The organism is Burkholderia sp. SIMBA_062 (genome assembly GCF_046534765.1).
Taxonomy (GTDB): Bacteria; Pseudomonadota; Gammaproteobacteria; order Burkholderiales; family Burkholderiaceae; genus Burkholderia; species Burkholderia ambifaria.
The window spans coordinates 1-244 of sequence record NZ_JAWRYD010000530.1 but is presented as its reverse complement, the minus strand read 5'-3'; the positions used below and the strand labels follow the sequence as shown (position 1 = coordinate 244).

The 244-nt window shown below is 43.4% G+C and carries 1 protein-coding gene; it reads right to left on the bottom strand.

Features of this window, described 5'->3' with window-relative positions; translation table 11 throughout:
- Positions 1–244 (bottom strand): hypothetical protein (locus SB786_RS37340; RefSeq protein WP_410731728.1); only part of this gene is annotated, 244 nt, incomplete at both ends.

Below are 244 nucleotides of genomic sequence, written 5' to 3'. Positions count from 1 at the left end.
CGTTGATATGCGGACACGTCTAATGCCCTTGGAGTAACACCCTCATACAAACTATTGAATACAGGCTGAATTGCTGTACAGTCTATCAGCGCTACATCTCTTGCTGTATCACTCCATGGATCCTCTGCTTTGTGGTGCCCGATATGACGTAAATCATAAGAACGTACGTCACGAACAGAAACATGACTGATAATATGGATGTTTCTTGATGCTGGCCATTCTGTATGAGCCTTAACTTCTACAC